The 19,279-nt window shown below is 63.2% G+C and carries 15 protein-coding genes; 11 read left to right on the top strand and 4 right to left on the bottom strand.

The window, feature by feature from the left end; all coding sequences use genetic code 11:
• Window positions 1-230: 230 nt before the first annotated feature.
• On the bottom strand, window positions 231-3,761 hold the full coding sequence (smc, locus tag BGK68_RS18365) for a chromosome segregation protein SMC (protein ID WP_075258261.1): 3,531 nt from the start codon (window positions 3,759-3,761) through the stop codon (window positions 231-233).
• Between the two features lie 242 nt (window positions 3,762-4,003).
• Complete coding sequence (locus BGK68_RS18360) at window positions 4,004-5,800, bottom strand: methyl-accepting chemotaxis protein (protein WP_075258260.1); 1,797 nt, start codon at window positions 5,798-5,800, stop codon at window positions 4,004-4,006.
• Window positions 5,801-6,127: 327 nt separating this feature from the next.
• On the opposite strand from BGK68_RS18360, the gene dapC reads away from it, so the two are divergent.
• The 8 genes from dapC to BGK68_RS18320 all read left to right on the top strand — a co-directional run bounded on the left by dapC (window position 6,128) and on the right by BGK68_RS18320 (window position 14,485).
• Window positions 6,128-7,339, top strand: coding sequence for a succinyldiaminopimelate transaminase (dapC, locus tag BGK68_RS18355; protein WP_075259887.1), 1,212 nt, complete (start codon window positions 6,128-6,130; stop codon window positions 7,337-7,339).
• A 57-nt stretch (window positions 7,340-7,396) separates the two neighbouring features.
• Window positions 7,397-8,230 carry a 2,3,4,5-tetrahydropyridine-2,6-dicarboxylate N-succinyltransferase gene (gene dapD / locus BGK68_RS18350; protein WP_006462557.1) on the top strand — a complete coding sequence of 278 codons (834 nt, stop codon included), beginning with the start codon at window positions 7,397-7,399 and terminating at the stop codon, window positions 8,228-8,230.
• 121 nt (window positions 8,231-8,351) lie between these two features.
• The gene (locus tag BGK68_RS18345; RefSeq protein WP_075258259.1) at window positions 8,352-8,711 is read left to right on the top strand and encodes an ArsC family reductase; all 360 of its coding nucleotides are present in this window, start codon (window positions 8,352-8,354) and stop codon (window positions 8,709-8,711) included.
• 2 nt (window positions 8,712-8,713) lie between these two features.
• The gene (gene dapE, locus BGK68_RS18340) at window positions 8,714-9,841 is read left to right on the top strand and encodes a succinyl-diaminopimelate desuccinylase (RefSeq protein ID WP_075259886.1); all 1,128 of its coding nucleotides are present in this window, start codon (window positions 8,714-8,716) and stop codon (window positions 9,839-9,841) included.
• A 29-nt stretch (window positions 9,842-9,870) separates the two neighbouring features.
• Window positions 9,871-10,761, top strand: a complete 891-nt coding sequence (gene prmB / locus BGK68_RS18335; protein ID WP_075258258.1) for a 50S ribosomal protein L3 N(5)-glutamine methyltransferase — start codon at window positions 9,871-9,873, stop codon at window positions 10,759-10,761.
• 48 nt (window positions 10,762-10,809) lie between these two features.
• Window positions 10,810-12,792: an ATP-binding cassette domain-containing protein gene (locus BGK68_RS18330; protein ID WP_075258257.1), complete on the top strand. Its 1,983-nt coding sequence runs from the start codon at window positions 10,810-10,812 to the stop codon at window positions 12,790-12,792.
• Window positions 12,793-12,929: 137 nt separating this feature from the next.
• Window positions 12,930-13,733: a cystine ABC transporter substrate-binding protein gene (locus BGK68_RS18325; RefSeq protein ID WP_075258256.1), complete on the top strand. Its 804-nt coding sequence runs from the start codon at window positions 12,930-12,932 to the stop codon at window positions 13,731-13,733.
• A 92-nt stretch (window positions 13,734-13,825) separates the two neighbouring features.
• On the top strand, window positions 13,826-14,485 hold the full coding sequence (locus tag BGK68_RS18320) for an amino acid ABC transporter permease (RefSeq protein ID WP_198937231.1): 660 nt from the start codon (window positions 13,826-13,828) through the stop codon (window positions 14,483-14,485).
• A gap of 137 nt (window positions 14,486-14,622) precedes the next feature.
• On the opposite strand, the gene BGK68_RS18315 is transcribed toward BGK68_RS18320, so the two are convergent.
• Entirely contained in the window at window positions 14,623-14,904 is a 282-nt protein-coding gene (locus BGK68_RS18315; RefSeq protein WP_075258254.1) for a hypothetical protein, read from the bottom strand.
• 219 nt (window positions 14,905-15,123) lie between these two features.
• Here BGK68_RS18315 and ompR point away from each other — a divergent pair, with 219 nt between their 5' ends.
• Genes ompR through BGK68_RS18300 form a run of 3 tightly spaced genes read left to right on the top strand, consistent with a single transcriptional unit; the run spans window position 15,124 to window position 17,837 of the window.
• A complete protein-coding gene (gene ompR / locus BGK68_RS18310; RefSeq protein ID WP_013234134.1) occupies window positions 15,124-15,885 on the top strand; it encodes an osmolarity response regulator transcription factor OmpR in 762 nt (253 codons plus the stop codon).
• Between the two features lie 37 nt (window positions 15,886-15,922).
• Entirely contained in the window at window positions 15,923-17,284 is a 1,362-nt protein-coding gene (locus BGK68_RS18305) for a sensor histidine kinase (protein WP_198937230.1), read from the top strand.
• Window positions 17,277-17,837, top strand: coding sequence for a flagellar protein FlhE (locus tag BGK68_RS18300; RefSeq protein ID WP_198937229.1), 561 nt, complete (start codon window positions 17,277-17,279; stop codon window positions 17,835-17,837). The genes BGK68_RS18305 and BGK68_RS18300 overlap by 8 nt, the downstream gene beginning before the upstream one ends.
• A 15-nt stretch (window positions 17,838-17,852) precedes the next feature.
• Here the strand turns inward: BGK68_RS18300 and radA are convergent, their stop codons facing one another.
• The gene (gene radA / locus BGK68_RS18295; RefSeq protein WP_075258252.1) at window positions 17,853-19,238 is read right to left on the bottom strand and encodes a DNA repair protein RadA; all 1,386 of its coding nucleotides are present in this window, start codon (window positions 19,236-19,238) and stop codon (window positions 17,853-17,855) included.
• Window positions 19,239-19,279 lie beyond the last annotated feature (41 nt).

The following is a 19,279-nucleotide window of genomic DNA, read 5'->3' as shown; positions in this document are numbered from 1 at the left end:
GCTGGACTGGTGCAAGCCAGCCAGGGGAGAAATCGGGCGCATCCGGCGAAGGAGAAACGGCAGGTTCGCGGTCAAGATATTGTTATTTTTCCATGGCCCGTAGGGGCCCAATCAATGCTGTTCCAGCGGGGCTAGCGCCTGCTCCGGGCTGGACGACAAGGTTTTCAGGGTACGGTCACACCCCCGCCTTGTCAAGCCGACAAAGGCCGGGGGAACGACCACGCTGGCCGTCAGGCTGCCTGCTCCGCGCTGGAGAAGTTGGCCGCCGATTCCATGTCCACGGCAACGATACGCGACACGCCCTGCTCTTGCATGGTCACCCCGATCAGTTGCTGCGCCATTTCCATGGCGATCTTGTTGTGCGAGATGAAGAGGAACTGGGTGTGCTCGGACATGCGCTTGACCATGTTGGCGAAGCGTTCGGTGTTGGCATCGTCCAGCGGCGCGTCCACCTCGTCGAGCAAGCAGAACGGCGCCGGGTTCAGCTGGAACATGGAGAACACCAGGGCCGTGGCGGTCAGCGCCTTCTCGCCACCGGAAAGCAGGTGGATGGTGGCGTTCTTCTTGCCCGGGGGCTGCGCCATGACCTGCACGCCGGAGTCCAGGATCTCGTCGCCGGTCATGATGAGCTTGGCCTGACCGCCGCCGAAGAGCACCGGGAACAGTTCCGAGAAGTGGTGGTTGACCTTGTCGAAGGTGTCCTGCAGCAGGTCGCGGGTTTCCATGTCGATCTTGTGGATCGCATCCTGCAAGGTGGTGATGGCTTCGTTCAGGTCGGCATGCTGGGCGTCGAGGAAGTGCTTGCGCTCGGAGGCGGTGGCCAGTTCGTCCAGCGCAGCCAGGTTGACCGCACCCAGCGCCGCGATGGCGTTGGTCAGGCGGGTCACTTCGCCTTGCAGGTAGGACGGGCGCATGTCGCTGGTCAGCTTTTCCGACAGCGCGGCCTCGTCGGCCTGGGTCTGCGCCAGCGCTTCGGAGAACTGCTCCTGGTTCAGGCGTGCTGCCTGTTCCTTCAGTTGCAGTTCGGTGATGCGGTCACGCTGGGGCTGCAGGCTGCGTTCTGCCTGCATGCGCGATTCTTCATGGGAACGCAATTGCTGCGACAGCTGGTCCAGTTCGTGGCGGGCGTCGGCCAGCGCGCGTTCCTGTTCACTGCGGCGGTCCAGCAGTTCCTGCAGGCCGGCCTGGGCGGCCTGGTCGTCCAGGCTTTCCAGTTCCAGCGATCCCTGCTGCATGCTGGCGAACAGTTGCGCGGCCTGTTCCAGGGCGGTGGCGATACCGCGCTTCAATTCCTCGATCTTGTTGCGATGCGACTTCTCGGCGAATTCGGTTTCCTGGGCGGCGCGCTCCAGCTCGCGCAGGCGGGTGCGGGCGTCGTTGAGCTGCTGTTCCTTGTTGAGGTAATCGGTCTGGCCATTCTCGTGCTGCTCCTGCAGCTCGGCCAGTTCGATGTCCAACTCCTCGAAGCGGGCCTCGGATTCGGCCTGCACCTGCTGCTGCTCGGCTTCCTGCATGCCGATTTCTTCCAGGTCGGTGGCGATCTGGGTGCTGCGCTGGTTGAAGCGCTCCTGCACCTCGGCCAGCTTCATCACTTCGATCTGCAGGCTGTGCGCCGACTGGGTCAGCGAATTGACGCGCTGGCGCAGTTCCTGCAGGCGCTGCGAGGCCGCCGACAAGGCCGCCTCGGCGCGCACGGCGCGACCCTTGGCTTCTTCAGCCAGCATCGACTGCGCGCGTTGCTGCTTGGTGATGTTCTCGATTTCCTGCTGGCGCGCCAGCATGCCGTCCTGCTCCGAATCGGAGGCATAGAAACGCACGCTGGAATTGCTCACCACATGGCCCTGGCGAGTCACGAACAGGCCGCCCAGCGGCAGCTTGGCGCGCTCGGCAAAGGCGGTGGCCGTGTCGTCGGCGATGTAGATGTGGTTGAGCCAGTCGTTCATCAGGGCGCGCAGGCCCGGATCGTTCAGCTGCAGGAGCGTGACGAAGGGCTTCAGGCCCGCCACCGGCTGGGCTTCGGGCTGGGCCAGGCCGGCATTGGGGGCGTACAGCGCAAGCTTGGCCGGCGGCGCATCGCTGAAGAAGGCCTTGGCCCAGTCCAGGTTGGACATTTCCAGTGCCGACATGCGCTCGCGCAGCACCGCTTCCAGCGCGGTTTCCCAACCGGATTCGATGTGCAGCTTCTGCCACAGACGCGGCAGTTCGGCCAGGCCGTGCTTTTCCAGCCAGGGCTGCACCTTGCCCTGGGCTTGCACGCTTTCCTGCAATTGTTTCAGGGCGGTGAGGCGGGCTTCCAGCTGGGCATTGGCCGAGGTTTCCTTGCTGACCAGCTCTTGGGCGGTGCGGCGCTCTTCTTCCAGGCGCGGCAGTTGCTCCTGCGCCTCGTCCAGGTACATGCTGGCCTCTTCCAGCGAGGCCTGCTTTTCTTCCAGCTGCATGCGCAGGTTGGACAGGTGGACCTCGTCGGGCATGGCCATGCCGTTCTTTTCCTGCATCAGGCGCTCGCGGCGCGCCGCCAGGCCGGAGAGGATGTTGGAGGCATTGCGCTGGTGCGTCGATTGCAGCTCGATCTGCTGCTGCACCTGCATGATCTTGCCGCGTGATTCGGTAGTCTTGACCTGCGACTCGCGCCATGCTGCTTCCAGCGAAGGCAGGCGGTCGCTGGTGTCCTGCACGGCGTGCTGGGCCTGCTCCACGCGCATGCCGAATTCTTCCAGCTGGATCTCGGCCTCGGCCAGTTCTTCCTGCTGCTGGGTGCCCTGGCGCTGCCACTGGTCGCGCTGTGCGCCCAGGGAGTTCAACTGGGCCTGCAGGCGGTTGCGCGATTCGATGACGAACTTGATCTGCGCTTCCAGGCTGCCGATCTCGGAATTGGTCTGGTACAGATGACCTTGCGCCTGGTGCAGGCGGTCGCCGGCGGCATAGTGCGCCTGGCGCATGTGTTCCAGTTCGGTTTCGACGTGGCGCAGCTTGGCGGTCTGCTCTTCCAGGTCGATCTGGGCGCGTTCGATTTCCTTGAAGAAGCGCTCCTGCTCGGCCTTGGCTTCGTTCTTGCGCAGCAGCCAGAGCAGCTTCTGCTTTTCTTCCTGGTCGTTCTGCAGCTCGTGGAATTTCTTGGCCACGGCGGCTTGCGCTTCCAGCTTTTCCAGGTTGGTGTTCAGCTCGCGCAGGATGTCTTCCAGGCGCGTCAGGTTTTCGGTGGTGTCGTGCAGGCGGTTCTCGGTCTCGCGGCGGCGTTCCTTGTACTTCGACACGCCCGCGGCTTCTTCCAGGAAGATGCGCAGCTCTTCAGGACGCGCCTCGATGATGCGCGAGATCATGCCCTGCCCAATGATGGCGTAGGCGCGCGGGCCCAGGCCGGTGCCGAGGAAGATGTCCTGGATGTCGCGGCGGCGCACGGACTGGTTGTTGATGTAGTAGGAAGACGTACCATCGCGGGTCAGCGTGCGCTTGACGGCGATTTCGGCGTACTGCCCCCACTGGCCCGCCGCCTTGCCGGCGGAATTGTCGAACACCAGCTCGACCGAGGCGCGCCCGGCCGGCTTGCGGTGGGTGGAGCCGTTGAAGATGACGTCCTGCATCGACTCGCCGCGCAGCTCGGAAGCCTTGGATTCACCCAGGACCCAGCGCACAGCGTCGATGATGTTGGATTTGCCGCAGCCGTTCGGTCCGACCACGCCTACCAGCTGCCCCGGAACCTGGAAATGCGTAGGCTCGACGAAGGACTTGAATCCAGATAATTTGATGGAAGTTAGACGCACGTTATCGACAAATTAAAACAATTGGGAGAAAGCGGGAATTTTGCTTCCGGAAAGGCCGGTATCATAACATCGCAAGCGCCGGACCAGACCAAAAACGGCTCCTGGCCTGCACTGTCAGCAGCAGCACGGTGGCCAGGCCTATCCCGGCGCGCAAGAAAAAGACGCTGCGCCGACTCGCATCAGCGCAGCGTCTTGCCTTGGGTAGCAGGCGCGCCCGTTCCCGGACTGCGCCAGCGCTGGAATCAGAAGGTCTCCCAGTCCCCGTCATCGCCAGCCGGCATGGCCTTGGAGGTAGAGGTCGGCTTGGCGGCTGGCGCTGCCTTGGCGGGCGCGGGCAAGGGCGCCGCCCCGCCCGCAGGCTTGGCCAAGGACTTGCCGGCCAGCGGTTTGGCCGATGCAACGGGGATAGCAGCTGCGGCAGGCGCTTTGCGCACGACATTGGCGGTGGCGGCAGCCATCGCCGGCGCCAACGGGGTACTGAGGTTCTCTTCACCATCGACGCGGAACGTCGATACCGCCGCCTTCAGGCGGCGCGCCTGCTCTTCCAGCGAACCGGCGGCTGCAGCGGCCTGCTCGACCAGGGCTGCATTCTGCTGGGTCACCTGATCCATTTCACCGATGGCGAGGTTGACCTGCTCGATGCCGTTGCGCTGCTCTTCGGACGCTGCCGAGATTTCACCGACGATATCGGTGAGGCTGCGCACCGCCGCCACCACCTCGCCCATGGTCTGGCCAGCACGCGCCACCTGGTCCGAACCGCTGCCCACGCGCTGCACCGAATCCTCGATGAGGGCCTTGATTTCCTTGGCCGCCTGGGCGCTGCGCTGGGCCAGCGAACGCACTTCCGACGCCACCACGGCGAAACCGCGCCCCTGCTCGCCCGCCCGGGCCGCTTCCACCGCGGCATTGAGGGCCAGGATGTTGGTCTGGAAGGCAATGCCGTCGATGACGCCGATGATGTCGGCGATCTTGCGCGAGCTGCCGGTGATGCCCTCCATGGTCTGCACCACCTGCCCCACCACCTCACCCCCACGGGTAGCGATGTCGGAGGCGCTATGGGCCAACTGGCCGGCCTGGCGGGCATTGTCGGCGTTCTGCTTGACGGTGGCGGTCAGCCCATCCATGTTCGAGGCCGTCGTCGCCAATGAGCCTGCCTGTTCTTCGGTGCGGCTGGACAGGTCGAGATTGCCGGCGGCGATCTCGCGGGCGCCGATGTCGATGGCGTCGGTGCCCTGGCGGATGCCCTTGATGACCCCGGCCAGCCGCTCGCGCATGGTGGCCATCGCGTAGAGCAGGCTGCGGGTGTCCCCGGGGCGCGTGTGCACCTGCACGGTCAGGTCGCCATTGGCAATGCGGGTGGCGATATCGACCGCATAGGCCGGCTCGCCGCCCAGGCTGCCGGTGATGCGACGGATGATGGCCAGCATCATCACCGACACCACCACCCCCACCACCAGCAGGATGCCCAGCAGGCGGAACAGGTCAGCACGGAACTGCGCCTGCACGTCGCTGAGGAACACGCCGGTGACGATGAACCAGTCCCAGTCCTGGTTATGCACCACATAGCTCATCTTGGGCGTGCGGTTGCTGTCATCGGTACCCGGCAGGCGTCCCATGTACTGGACGAAGCCATGCTGCTTCTCCTGGCCCACCTTCATCATCTCGACGTAGTAGGCCTTGCCTTCCGAATCCTTGCGGTCGGCCACGTTCTTGCCCACCATGGCCTTGTTGGACGGCAGCATCAGTACCACCGGGCGGGAATCGAAGATGAACAGGTAGTTGTCGCCGTCGTAGCGCATGGCGGCAATGCGCTCCAGCGCGTTCTTCTGGGCTTCTTCCTTGGAAACACGGCCGGCAGCGACATCGGCCACATAGCTCTTGACCACGCCATTGGCGGCCTCGACCACGCGCCGCAAGCCGTCCTTGCGTTCATCGATCATGTTTTCACGGGCGCTGAAGGCCGACCACGCAGCCAGCAGCAACAAGCCCGCCCACATCACCACCAGCGCCGACAGCAGCTGTGCCTTGAGGCTTTTCATTATTTTCTTCTCCGGGTTCGACGGCCGTCCTCGTGGGTCGGCCAGGTTTGGCGAACCCGCACGATACCCCTGAAAGCTTCCTGACAATCCACTGAATACACCGGCTCCATGAGCCCGATTGTTCAGATTGCACGTTGTACAGCTTACTTTTCATTCACGAGCACGGATGTCACCTGGCAAGCAATCATGTCTGGCGATCAACAGGGCGAGGGACCATCAGCCCGGCAATGACGGTATAATCGCAAGCTTTCCCAGCCCTTTGCCCTGGCCGACCGCATGCAAGCCGCATGTGCGCTGGCCCGCGAAGCTTTACTCCAGTCCAGCGCCGTGAATCCCTTACTCGACCAACTGCAGCCGTATCCCTTCGAAAAGCTCAAGAAGCTCTTCGCCGGCGTCACGCCCGATCCCGCCTACCGCCCGATCAGCCTGGGCATTGGCGAGCCCAAGCATCCGACTCCGGCCTTCATCCAGCAGGCGCTGATCGACAACCTGGCTGGCCTGGCCTCCTACCCGGCCACCCTGGGCAGCGACGCCCTGCGCGGTGCGATTGCCGACTGGCTGCAGAAACGTTATGACATCCCGCGTCCTGACCCGGCTACCGAGATCCTGCCGGTCAATGGTTCGCGCGAGGCGCTGTTCTCGCTGACCCAGACTGTGGTCGATCCGACCAGGCCGGGCGCGCTGGTGATGTGCCCCAACCCGTTCTACCAGATCTACGAAGGCTCGGCCTATCTGGCCGGCGCCCAGCCCTACTTCGTCAATTCGGACCCGGCGCGCAACTTTGCGCCCGATTTCAGCCAGGTACCGCAAGAGGTGTGGGAACGCGTACAGCTGCTGTTCGTCTGCTCGCCGGGCAACCCGACGGGCGCGGTGCTGACGCTGGAAGACTGGAAGGAACTGTTCGCCCTGTCGGATCGCTATGGCTTCGTGATCGCTTCCGACGAGTGCTATTCCGAGATCTACTTCAACGAGGACCCGCCGCTGGGCGGCATGCAAGCCGCGCGCCTGCTGGGGCGCGACTACCGCAACCTGATTTCCTTCTCCAGCCTGTCCAAGCGCTCCAACGTGCCGGGCATGCGCTCGGGCTTCGTGGCCGGCGATGCGGCCATCCTGAAGAAATTCCTGCTCTACCGCACCTACCACGGCGCGGCCATGAGCCCGGTGATCCAGGCCGCTTCCGTGCTGGCCTGGCAGGACGAGACCCACGTCCAGGACAACATCGCCAAGTACGTCACCAAGTTCTCCCAGGTCACTCCGCTGCTGCAGGAAGTGCTGGAGGTGGCCTTGCCCGATGCGGCCTTCTACCTCTGGGCCAAGGTCGACAAGCTGATCAACATCAGCGACACCGAATTCGCCCAACGCCTGTACGCCGAATATAATGTCACGGTGCTGCCCGGCAGCTACCTGGCGCGCGAGGCGCATGGCGTCAATCCGGGCGCCGGCCGCATCCGCATGGCGCTGGTGGCCGAAGTCGAAGAATGCCTGGAGGCGGCGCACCGCATCGTCGCCTTCACCAGGAAACTGGCCGGCCAGGCCTGAGTCCGACCAAGAAGCCAGATTCATACCCCTTTCACCCAACCGTTCATAGATATCAACATGACACAGTCCATTCAGCAAATCATCGATCAGGCGTGGGAAGACCGCGCCAGCCTGTCCCCCAAGAGCGCTCCGGCCGACATCCGCAATGCGGTGGCCGAAGTGATCGCAGGCCTGAACGATGGCACCCTGCGCGTCGCCAACCGTCAAGGCGTCGGCCAGTGGGAAGTCAACCAATGGGTGAAGAAGGCCATCCTGCTGTCCTTCCGCCTGGAAGACAACGTGCCGATGTCGGCCGGTACCGGCTACCCGCAGTTCTACGACAAGGTGCCCACCAAGTTCGCCAACTACACCGCTGAAGATTTTGCAAAGGGTGGCTTCCGCGTGGTGCCGCCTGCCGTTGCCCGTCATGGTTCCTTCATCGGCCGCAACGTGGTGCTGATGCCCTCCTACGTCAACATCGGCGCCTATGTCGATGAAGGCACGATGGTCGATACCTGGGCCACCGTCGGTTCGGCTGCCCAGATCGGCAAGAACGTTCACCTGTCCGGTGGCGTGGGCATCGGCGGCGTGCTCGAGCCGGTGCAGGCCGGCCCCGTCATCATCGAAGACAACTGCTTCATCGGCGCCCGCTCGGAAGTCGTCGAAGGCGTCATCATCGAAGAGAACTCGGTGCTGTCCATGGGCGTGTACATCGGCCAATCGACCAAGATCTATGACCGCGAAACCGGCGAAGTCCACTATGGCCGCGTGCCGGCAGGTTCGGTGGTGGTGCCGGGCAACCTGCCCTCCAAGGATGGCAAGTACAGCCTGTACGCTGCGATCATCGTCAAGAAGGTCGATGCCCAGACCCGCTCCAAGACTTCCATCAACGAACTGCTGCGCGGCGAGTAATTCCGCACCAGCGGCTTGCCTGAAGTCCTGAAGCACCCACGCGCCGCGCCGGTCGTCTCGTACACCGGCGCGGCGTCGTGTTCTAGTGACCTCGATTGCGAGAACAAGCGCGAGAACAAGCATGAGCGACAAGATCACCCTCTACGGCATCCCCAACTGCGACACCGTCAAGAAGGCCCGCGTCTGGCTGGACGAGCAAGGCATCGCCTATCACTTCCACGATTTCAAGAAGGCGGGCCTCACCGCCGGGCAAGCGCAAGCCTGGTTGAAGGATGTGGAGCGCGACGTGCTGGTCAACCGCAAAGGGACCACCTGGCGCGCCCTGCCGGACGAGCGCAAGGCCGCCATCACCGATGACACCGCAGCGGTGGCCCTGATGGTGGAAAACCCCTCGGTGGTGAAGCGTCCGGTGCTCTTCGATGGCAAGCAGTATCACGTCGGCTTCAAGGCCGATCAGTATCAACACATTTTCGAGAAATGATCATGAGCAAGACGCTGGCCCTGACCCAGGAATTGATGTCCCTTTCTTCCGTCACCCCCGAAGACAAAGGCTGCCAGGCCAGGCTGGCGGAATTGCTCACGCCGCTGGGCTTCGTCTGCGAGACCATCCAGTCCGGCGATGTCACCAACCTGTGGGCGCGCAAGGGCACAGCCCAGCCGCTGGTGGTCTTCGCAGGCCACACCGACGTGGTGCCCACCGGCCCGCTGGAGAAGTGGCAGTCGCATCCCTTCCAGCCGACCCTGCGCGATGGCCGCCTGTACGGTCGCGGCGCCTCCGACATGAAGACCTCGATTGCCGCCATGGTGGTGGCTTGCGAAGAGTTCACGGCGGCGCATCCGGACCACAAGGGTTCGATCGGCTTCCTCATCACCAGCGACGAAGAAGGCCCTGCCATCGACGGCACCGTGGTGGTCTGCAATGCCCTCAAGGCGCGTGGCGAACAACTGGACTACTGCATCGTCGGCGAGCCGACCTCGGCCAAGACCCTGGGCGACATGATCAAGAACGGCCGCCGCGGCACCATGTCGGGCAAGCTGACTGTCAAGGGCATCCAGGGTCATATCGCCTACCCGCAGCTGGCGCGCAACCCCATCCACCAGGCCGCGCCCGCCCTGGCCGAGCTAGTGGCCGAGCAGTGGGATGCGGGCAATGAATACTACCTGCCGACTTCCTGGCAGATTTCCAATATCCATGGCGGCACCGGCGCATCCAACGTGATCCCGGGCGACGTGGTGATCGACTTCAACTTCCGCTTCTCCACCGCCAGCACCGTGGAAGGTTTGCAGCAGCGCGTGCATGCCATCCTCGACAAGCACGGCCTGGAATATGACCTGAAGTGGACCGTCGGCGGCCTGCCCTTCCTGACCCCGCGCGGCGACCTGTCGGATGCCCTGTCCAAGGCGATCAAGGACGAGACCGGGCTGGACACCGAGCTGTCCACCACCGGCGGCACTTCCGATGGACGCTTCATCGCCCAGATCTGCCCGCAGGTGATCGAGTTCGGCCCGCCCAATGACAGCATCCACAAGATCGATGAGCACATCGAAGTGCGCTACATCGATCCCTTGAAGAACATCTACCGCAAGACGCTGGAAAACCTGCTGGCCTGAGCTGGCGGCATTGCATCCAAGAGAACCTCATGACTCCCAACAATTTCTCCACCGTGCGCGACCTGCTGCGCTACGCCGTGACCCGCTTCAACACCGAACAACTGTTCTTCGGCCACGGCAGCAGCAATGCGCTGGATGAAGCGGCCTACCTGATCCTGCATACGCTGAAGCTACCGCTGGACCAGCTCGATCCCTTCCTCGATGCACGTTTGCTGCCCGAGGAAATCGCTTCGGTCATGCGCGTCATCGAACGCCGCAGCAAGGACCGCGTGCCGGCCGCCTACATCACCAATGAAGCCTGGCTGGGCGCCTATCGCTTCTATGTGGATGAACGCGTGATCGTGCCGCGTTCCTTCATCGCCGAACTGATTCCGCAGCATTTCTCGCCGTGGATCCAGGACCCGGAAGCCATCGAGAATGCCCTGGATCTCTGCACCGGTTCGGGCTGCCTGCCCATCCTGCTGGCTGACGCCTTCCCGAATGCGCAGATCGACGCCGTCGATATCTCCGCCGACGCCCTGGCCGTGGCGCGCAAGAACGTGGATGAATACCAGTTGCAGGAGCGCATCAACCTGGTCGAATCCGACCTGTACACGCAGCTGCCGCTGCGCAAGTACGATCTGATCATCAGCAATCCGCCGTATGTGAATTCCGGTTCCATGAGCAAGCTGCCCCAGGAATACCTGCGCGAACCGCAACTGGCGCTGGCCGGGGGCGAGGATGGCATGGACCTGGTGCGCAAGATCGTCGCCGGTGCTGCCGAGCGCCTCACGCCCGAAGGCGTGCTGGTGGTCGAGATCGGCAATGAGCGCGCCTTTGCCGAAGCCGCCTTCCCGGAACTGGAACTGACCTGGCTGACCACCAGCGCCGGGGATGACATGGTCTTCCTGGTCACGGCTGAACAGCTGCAACTGGCCTGAGCTTGAGCGCTTGCTCTTGCACCGCGTCCCAACGATTGTGAATCACTGATGATCCGTTTCCAGCAAGTTTCCCTCCAGCGGGGCGTCAAGCCTTTGCTGGAGAATGTCGACCTGACGCTCAACCCGGGCGACAAGATCGGCCTGATCGGCGCCAATGGCGCCGGCAAGTCCAGCCTGTTTGCCATGCTGCGTGGCGAGCTGCATGCCGACTTAGGCAATATCGATTTCCCGGCGCGCTGGCGCATGGCCTATGTGGCGCAGGAAACGCCGGCGCTGGACCGTCCGGCCATCGAGTACGCCATCGATGGCGATGCCCACCTGCGCCAGCTGGAAGCCGATCTGGCCCGCGCCGAAGCGCAGCCCGATGACAAGCACGACGGCAACCATATCGCCGAGCTGCATACCGCCCTGGCCGATGCCGATGCCTATACGGTGCGCTCGCGCGCCGAGCAATTGCTGCTGGGCCTGGGCTTTTCGTTGGAACAGATGGCGCGACCGGTGGCCAGCTTCTCTGGCGGCTGGCGCATGCGCCTGAACCTGGCGCAGGCGCTGATGTGCCCGTCCGACCTGCTGCTGCTGGACGAACCGACCAACCACCTGGACCTGGATGCCATCATCTGGCTGGAAGACTGGTTGAAGCGCTACGAGGGCACCCTGCTCATCATTTCCCACGACCGCGATTTCCTGGATGGCGTGGTGAATGTGATCGTTCATATCGATGATCGCAAACTGAAGCGTTATTCCGGCAACTACAGCGCTTTCGAGCGCCAGCGTTCGGCTCAACTGGAACTGATGGCCGGCATGATCGAGAAGCAGCAGCGCCAGCGTGCACACCTGCAATCCTTCATCGACCGCTTCAAGGCCAAGGCGACCAAAGCGCGCCAGGCGCAGAGCCGCATGAAAGCCCTGTCCAAGATGGAAGAGCTGGCGCCGCTGCGGGCGGCGGCGGAATTCTCGTTCGAATTCCGCGAGCCCTTGTCGGCCCCCAATCCCTTGCTGGTGATGGAAAAGGTCAACGCCGGCTATCACATCGAGGGCAAGAATGGCGCGCCCGATGAAGACAAGATCATCGTGCATGGCATCGATTTCTCGCTGCAGAACGGCCAGCGCATTGGTCTGTTGGGCGTCAACGGCGCGGGTAAATCGACGCTGATCAAGACCGTGGCGGGCGAGATCGATCCGCTCTCCGGCACCGCCCGCCTGGGCAAGGGCCTGGTGATCGGCTACTTCGCCCAGCACCAGGTGGAGATGCTGCGCCATGACGAATCGCCGCTGTGGCACCTGACCCGGCTGGCGCCGGATGTGCGCGAGCAGGAGCTGCGCAATTTCCTCGGCAGCTTCAACTTCAACGGCACCATGGCGACCTCCTCCATCGCGCCGTTCTCGGGCGGCGAAAAGGCGCGCCTGGCGCTGGCCCTGATCGTCTGGCAGCGCCCCAACCTGCTGCTGCTGGACGAACCGACCAACCACCTGGATCTGGAAACGCGCGAAGCGCTCACCATGGCGCTGGCGCAGTTCGAGGGCACGCTGGTGCTGGTCTCCCACGATCGCCACCTGTTGCGCGCTACGACCGACCAGTTCCTGATCGTGGCCGAAGGCAAGCTGCAACCCTTCGATGGCGACCTGGACGACTACAAGGATTGGCTCTTCAAGACCAAGCTGGCGGCCCGCAATGATGCGGCGGCTGCCGCGCCTCTACCCACGGCCAGCCAGCCGGTGGTCGAGGCCCCAGCCTCGCTGGTGGACCGCAAGGAACAGAAGCGACTGGAAGCCGAACAGCGCCAGAAGATGTCGGCCCTGAAAAAGCCTATCGAGGCGCGCATCAAGCGTCTTGATGAGCAGATCGCCAAGCTCAACGCCCGCAAGGCAGAGATCGACGTCCGCCTGGCCAGCCCGGACATCTACGACGCCGCCAACAAGGAAGAACTGAAGACTCTCATCACCGACCAGGCCTACTGCAGCAAGGAACTGGACCAGCTGGAAAACGAATGGCTGGAACAGCAGGAGGCGCTGGAGCAATTGCAGGCCTGAAGACCGCAGGAACCGGGGCCGGCATAAGCTTTCTACATCAAAGTATTAAACCAGCCCTTGCAGTTCGGCAAAACGAGGGCATCATTGCGACCTGGCTGCAATGTTTGCGGCGAAAGTTTTTATAAGGACATCGAGATATGAACAAGAACATCAAGCAATGGTTGCTGGCCGGTGTGGGCGCGGCGCTGCTGGCTTCTTCCCTGAGCGTCTCGGCAGCGGACCTGCTGCAGTCGGTCAAGAGCAGCGGCACCCTGAAGGTGGCGCTGGAAGGCAACTATCCTCCGTTCAACTTCAAGGATCCCAAGACGGGCGAACTGACCGGCTTCGAGGTCGATGTCGCCAAGCTGCTGGCCGCCAAGCTGGGCGTGAAGCCGGTCTTCACCACCACCGAGTGGAGCGGCATCCTGGCCGGTCTGGGCGCGGGCAAGTATGACGTCATCATCAACCAGGTCGGCATCACCGACGAGCGCCAGAAGGCCTTCGATTTCTCCGATCCGTACACCCTCTCCAGCGCCCAGCTGATCGTGCGCAAGGATGAAAAGCGCGAATTCAAGAGCCTGGACGACCTGAAGGGCAAGAAGCTCGGCCTGGGCCAGGGCACCAACTTCGAGCAGAAGGCCAAGGCTGTCGCCGGCATTGACGTGCGCACCTATCCGGGCTCGCCCGAGTACCTGGCTGACCTGGCGGCAGGCCGCATCGATGCCGCCTTGAACGACAGCCTGCTGGTGGGCTACATACTGAAGTCGACCAACCTGCCGCTGAAGGCTGGCAGCCCGATTGGCACCGTCGACAAGATTGGCATCCCCTTCCGCAAGGGCAATCCGGAATTCAAGGCTGCCCTGAACAAGGCCCTGGCCGACATCAAGGCAGATGGCAGCTTCAAGGCCGCTTCCGAGAAGTGGTTCGGCATTGACGTGAGCCAGCCGCCGAAAGCACAATAAGGCGCGTTCAAGGCCCGCCTTGCCGTCCGGCTATTGCCGGGCGGAACGATCTATCCCCGCATTGCGGGGATAATTTTTTATATCGAATGCTTATGGAAATCCTCGAACTGCTGCAGCAAGCCGCCCCGACGCTGGCCAAGGGAGTGGGCTACACCCTGCTCTTCGCGCTGGCCTCGATGCTGGGTGGCCTGGTGCTGGGATTCATGCTGGCAGTGGCGCGCATCGTCCCGTGGCGGCCGATCCACTGGCCCGCCGCCATCTACGTGAGCATGATGCGCGGCACGCCGCTGCTGGTACAGATCTTCGTGGTCTATTACGGCTTGCCGGGCATGGGCATCGAGTTCTCCCCACTCACGGCAGGGGTGCTGACCCTGAGCCTGAACGCCAGCGCCTACCTGTCGGAAAGCCTGCGCGGCGCCATCCTGGGCGTCACGCGCGGCCAGTGGAATGCGGCCTTCAGCGTCGGGCTGACCTACTTCCAGACCCTGCGCTACATCATCGTGCCGCAGGCCGTGCGCATTGCCGTGCCGTCGATGAGCAATACCCTGATCAGCCTGATCAAGGATACCTCGCTGGTATCGGTCATCACGGTGACCGAGCTGATGCTGGCGACCAAGGAGGTCATTGCCGTAACCTTCCGTCCGCTGCCCCTGTATGTGGCGGCGGCGGCCATCTACTGGATGCTGAGCCTGTGTTTCGAGGCCCTGCAACACCGCCTGGAGAAGAAGCTGGGCAAGGCCCACCAGATATAGACCTGAGAGATCTGAATCTGAGAGACCTGAGAGAGCTAAGGCCGGCTTGTCCGCGCCAATAAAAAAGCCCGGAACATGTTTTCCGGGCTTTTGCTTGTCGGGGCAGAATCTTTTCCGCCCGCTGATATCCATGCAGATCAGCGCTTGACGCGATAGATGTCCTGGCCGACCTCGTTGATCTGGCGACGCAGTTCGCGCCGCTCGTCTGCGCTGAGTTTGCCGTTGCGGCGCTGCTCCTGGTCGCTGGCCATCTGGTTGCGATGATCCTGCGGGTTGAAGTCGCCCGCGTGCTGCCTGAAGTCACCGGGCTGGCCAGGCATCGGACGTCCGCCCTGGGGTGGGCCCGCCATCGCGGCAGCTCCCACGCCGAGCGTCACCACCGCGGCCAGACATAGCTTGTTGACGACTGCACTCTTCATAACGCGTATTTTCCAGATACAGAGAATCAGAACCAGGAAGCGACGATGAAGCCATCAGCAGCGAGACAATGACAATGCCGACGTCGCTTTCCCTACGTGATTCCAGTTTAGGCCGCAGGCCGCGATGGTATAAGATGATTAAGGTAAGGGATGTAACAGTTTGTAATGGATGGACAAGCCTGACTTGCTCAAAATCGCCAAGACGCTACCATAGGCAACATGAATACGACCAACGGCAACAATAGTAATACGACAACATCCGCCAATCAATTCAAAGTGTTGGTGGTGGACGACGACATCCGTCTGCGCGACCTGCTGCGTCGCTACCTGACCGAGCAGGGGTTCAACGTGGTCACGGCGGAAAACGCCCAGGCCATGAACAAGCTCTGGATTCGCGAGCGCTACGACCTGCTGGTGCTGGACCTGATGCTGCCCGGCGAAGACGGGCTGGCGATCTGCCGCCGCCTGCGCGGCGCGGGTGACCAGACGCCCATCATCATGCTCACCGCCAAGGGCGAGGACGTGGATCGCATCATCGGCCTGGAAATGGGCGCAGATGACTACCTGCCCAAACCCTTCAATCCGCGTGAACTGGTGGCCCGCATCAATGCGGTCTTGCGCCGCAAGGGACCGGACGAACTACCGGGCGCGCCGTCGGAAACGCCGGAAACCTTCGAGTTCGGCGATTTCATCCTGGACCTGGGCACCCGCACGCTGAAGAAGAACGGCGACACCATTTCCCTGACGACCGGCGAATTCTCGGTCCTCAAGGTATTTGCCCGCAATGCCCGTCAACCGCTGTCGCGGGAAAAACTGATGGAAATGGCGCGCGGTCGCGAATATGAAGTCTTCGACCGCAGCCTGGACGTGCAGATCTCGCGCCTGCGCAAGCTGATCGAGCCCGATCCGGCCAATCCGCTGTACATCCAGACCGTCTGGGGCCTGGGCTATGTCTTCATTCCCGAAGGGAAACCGCGCTGATCGTCCGTTTCACCCCTGACCTGCAGGCCGCTTGCCGATGAAAGTCCGTACCCAATCAGGATGGTTCAGCAACGGCCTGTTCTGGCGCACCTTCTTCCTCCTGACCTTCCTGATCACCGCCAGCATGGTGGCCTGGGTGGCCAGCTTTCGCATGGTCGAACGCGGCCCGCGCGCGGAGCAGCTGGCCGCGCAGATCGTCTCGGTGGTCACCATTACCCGCGCCGCCCTGACCCACTCGGCCCCGGAGATGCGCCGCGAATTGCTGTTCGACCTGGCCAGCAACGAAGGCATCCGCATCTATCCGCTGGAAAAGAGTGACCGCATCGTCCCGCCGGAGGATTCCCCCATCGTCCCGGAGCTGGAGTATTACGTGCGCCAATCGCTGGACGAGAACACCTTGTTCGCCTCCAGCGTCAACGACGTCGAAGGCTTCTGGATCAGTTTCAACATCGATGACGACAAGTACTGGCTGATGCTGGACCGGGGCCGCCTGGACCGCACCTCCAGCCTGCAATGGCTGGGCTGGGGTTCGATTGCCCTGTTCCTGTCGCTGATCGGCGCAGTCTTCATCTCCACCCTGATCAACCAGCCGCTGGCGCGCCTGACAGCTGCCGCCCGGGCCATCGCCAAGGGCCGCCAGCCCGAGCCCCTGCCCGAATCCGGCCCCACCGAGATCGAGGAAGCCAATCGCAGCTTCAACCAGATGGTGGCCGACCTGAACCGTATCGAATCGGACCGCGCCCTGATCCTGGCCGGCATCTCGCACGACCTGCGCACGCCGCTGGCGCGCATGCAGCTGGAGGTCGAGATGGCCAACCTGTCCGACGAAGCGCGTGATGGCATGCACTCGGACCTGGCGCAGATGGACAGCATCATCGGCCAGTTCCTCGATTACGCCAAACCCTTCGACACCAGCAGCCTGGAAACCATCGACCTGGCCGACGTCTTGCAGGATGTGGCCGGCAATGCGTCGCGCCTGTCCGATATCCGGGTCCACACCCAGATCACCCCCGACACGCAAGTCGCCGGCAATGGCACGGAACTGGCCCGCGTGTTCAGCAACCTGGTGGAAAATGCCCGCCGCTACGGCAAGACCGAAGGTACCGATTGCGCCGAGATCGACATCCGCAGCCGCATCGAGGGTCATCAGGTGGTGGTGGAAGTGTCGGACCAAGGCCCCGGTGTGCCCGTCAACGAATGCGAACGCCTGCTGCGCCCGTTCACCCGGCTGGACACGGCGCGCGGCCAGGCCAATGGCTCCGGCCTCGGGCTGGCCATCGTCAATCGCATCGTGCTCAAGCACAATGGCAAGCTGCTCCTGAAGGGACATGAAGAGACCCGCAGTGGCCTGCTGGTACAGATCACCCTGCCGCTGCAAGGACATCGGCGCCATGCCTGACCGGGCTATCCTGCTGCTCCTGCTGGGCGCCGCCACCCTGCTGCCCGCCCAGGCCACGGCGCAAAGCTATGCCGACCGCAACCTCAGCCTGCCCCAGGGAGGCAATGAAGGGCGCCGGCCCATCGTCATCCTCTCCCCCATCGTGCCAGGAGCGCCGGCTGCCGCACCCGCGGCCGCGCCCACCAACGGACCGGTGGGCTCTTACGCGTCTGAAGCCGCCGGACCGGATATCCGCGCCCGCAATGCCGACTACGTGACGCAATTCAGGGTAGTAGGCACGGTGCCGCCCGGGTCGACGATCAGCAAGGTCAGCTGGCGCTACACGGTCTCGAACAAGCCGCCCGGCTTCGAAGCCTTGCTGTGCTGGCAGGACGCGGGCAACTGCTGGCATGTCACCGACGCCAATACTGGCAGCACCGATTTCTTCAATGGTCGCGACGCCAGCAAGCCCTTCCAGCTCTACTATCGGGTGCGCGCCCGCGCCGCTGTGGGTGAAGCGCCCATCAAGGGCGGGATCAACCAGGTCATCGTCACCTACAACATTCCCGGATAGCCTGGCAGGCTGGCTTCAACCGGCGTGATCGTCGATCTCGCGGGCTTTCTGCAAGGCGTCGTCGATACGCTCCACCGCGATCACCTTCAAGCCTTCGATGGCCTGCTTGGGCGCATTGGCCTTGGGAATCACGGCAATCGAGAAACCTAGCTTGGCTGCTTCGCGCAACCGCTCCTGTCCCCGTGGCGCGGGACGAATCTCACCGGCCAGGCCGACTTCGCCGAACACCACCAAGCCGCGCGGCAAGGGCTTGTTGCGCATGGAAGAATTGATGGCCAGCAGTACCGCCAGGTCAGCCGCCGGTTCGGTGATCTTGACGCCGCCCACCGCATTGATGAAGACGTCCTGATCGAAGGCGGCCACTCCCGCATGCCGGTGCAGCACCGCCAGCAGCATGGCCAGGCGGTTCTGCTCCAGCCCCACCGAGAGGCGGCGGGCGTTGGGTACGTGCGAACTGTCCACCAGCGCCTGGATTTCCACCAGCAGCGGACGGGTCCCCTCCTGGGTCACCATCACGCAGGAGCCAGGAACCTGGTTTTCGTGTTGCGACAGGAACAGGGCCGAGGGATTGGAAACGCCCTTCAAGCCCTTCTCGGTCATGGCAAACACGCCCAGCTCATTGACCGCGCCAAAGCGGTTCTTGAAGGCCCGCACCAGACGGAAGCTGGAATGGGTATCGCCCTCGAAGTAAAGCACCGTATCGACGATATGCTCCAGCACGCGCGGCCCGGCCAATGCACCTTCCTTGGTGACGTGGCCGACCATGATGATGGTGATGCCCGAGGTCTTGGCCACGCGGGTAAGCTGGGCGGCGCATTCGCGCACCTGGGCCACCGAACCAGGGGCCGAGGTCAGCGCATCGGAATAAAGGGTCTGGATGGAATCGATCACCGCCACTTCGGGCTTGTGCTCGGCCAGGGTGGCGAGGATCTTTTCGAGCTGGATCTCGGCCTGCAGTTGCAGCTCGCGCGCATCCACCGCCAGCCGCTTGGCGCGCAGGGCGATCTGTGCGCCTGACTCTTCGCCGCTGACGTAGAGCACCTTCTTGAGCCGGGAGATATTGGCCAGCGCCTGCAGCAGCAGGGTCGACTTGCCGATGCCGGGATCGCCACCGATCAGCGCCACGCCACCCGGCACAAGGCCGCCACCCAGCACCCGGTCGAATTCCTCGATACCCGTGCCAAAGCGCGGCACATCGATGGCCTCGATGTCGGCCAGGCTCAGCACCGGTGCAGTCTGCGCCAGGCTTTGCGGCGAATTGGAGTAGCGGTTGCCGCCCGCCGGCTCCACCAGGGTCTCGACCAGGGTATTCCACTGACCGCAGGCCGGGCATTGACCGGCCCATTTGTTGCTGACGCCACCGCATTCGGTGCAGGTGTAATTGGTCTTGACCTTGGCCATCGTTGTCTTGCGCTTCCTTGTCGTCTTGCTTGTTCAATGCT

Origin of the sequence: Herbaspirillum camelliae (genome assembly GCF_001929405.1) — a bacterium.
Lineage (GTDB): Bacteria > Pseudomonadota > Gammaproteobacteria > Burkholderiales > Burkholderiaceae_D > Herbaspirillum > Herbaspirillum seropedicae.
This window is presented reverse-complemented; position numbering and strand designations above follow the sequence as displayed.

Coding starts and splice junctions, on each gene's coding strand:
- prmB (WP_075258258.1), top strand. CDS start 9,871: ATGACTCCCAACAATTTCTCCACCGTGCGCGACCTGCTGCGCTACGCC.
- dapE (WP_075259886.1), top strand. CDS start 8,714: ATGAGCAAGACGCTGGCCCTGACCCAGGAATTGATGTCCCTTTCTTCC.
- BGK68_RS18325 (WP_075258256.1), top strand. CDS start 12,930: ATGAACAAGAACATCAAGCAATGGTTGCTGGCCGGTGTGGGCGCGGCG.
- BGK68_RS18320 (WP_198937231.1), top strand. CDS start 13,826: ATGGAAATCCTCGAACTGCTGCAGCAAGCCGCCCCGACGCTGGCCAAG.
- BGK68_RS18345 (WP_075258259.1), top strand. CDS start 8,352: ATGAGCGACAAGATCACCCTCTACGGCATCCCCAACTGCGACACCGTC.
- BGK68_RS18360 (WP_075258260.1), bottom strand. CDS start 5,800: ATGAAAAGCCTCAAGGCACAGCTGCTGTCGGCGCTGGTGGTGATGTGG.
- radA (WP_075258252.1), bottom strand. CDS start 19,238: ATGGCCAAGGTCAAGACCAATTACACCTGCACCGAATGCGGTGGCGTC.
- BGK68_RS18330 (WP_075258257.1), top strand. CDS start 10,810: ATGATCCGTTTCCAGCAAGTTTCCCTCCAGCGGGGCGTCAAGCCTTTG.
- ompR (WP_013234134.1), top strand. CDS start 15,124: ATGAATACGACCAACGGCAACAATAGTAATACGACAACATCCGCCAAT.
- BGK68_RS18315 (WP_075258254.1), bottom strand. CDS start 14,904: ATGAAGAGTGCAGTCGTCAACAAGCTATGTCTGGCCGCGGTGGTGACG.
- dapD (WP_006462557.1), top strand. CDS start 7,397: ATGACACAGTCCATTCAGCAAATCATCGATCAGGCGTGGGAAGACCGC.
- BGK68_RS18305 (WP_198937230.1), top strand. CDS start 15,923: ATGAAAGTCCGTACCCAATCAGGATGGTTCAGCAACGGCCTGTTCTGG.
- BGK68_RS18300 (WP_198937229.1), top strand. CDS start 17,277: ATGCCTGACCGGGCTATCCTGCTGCTCCTGCTGGGCGCCGCCACCCTG.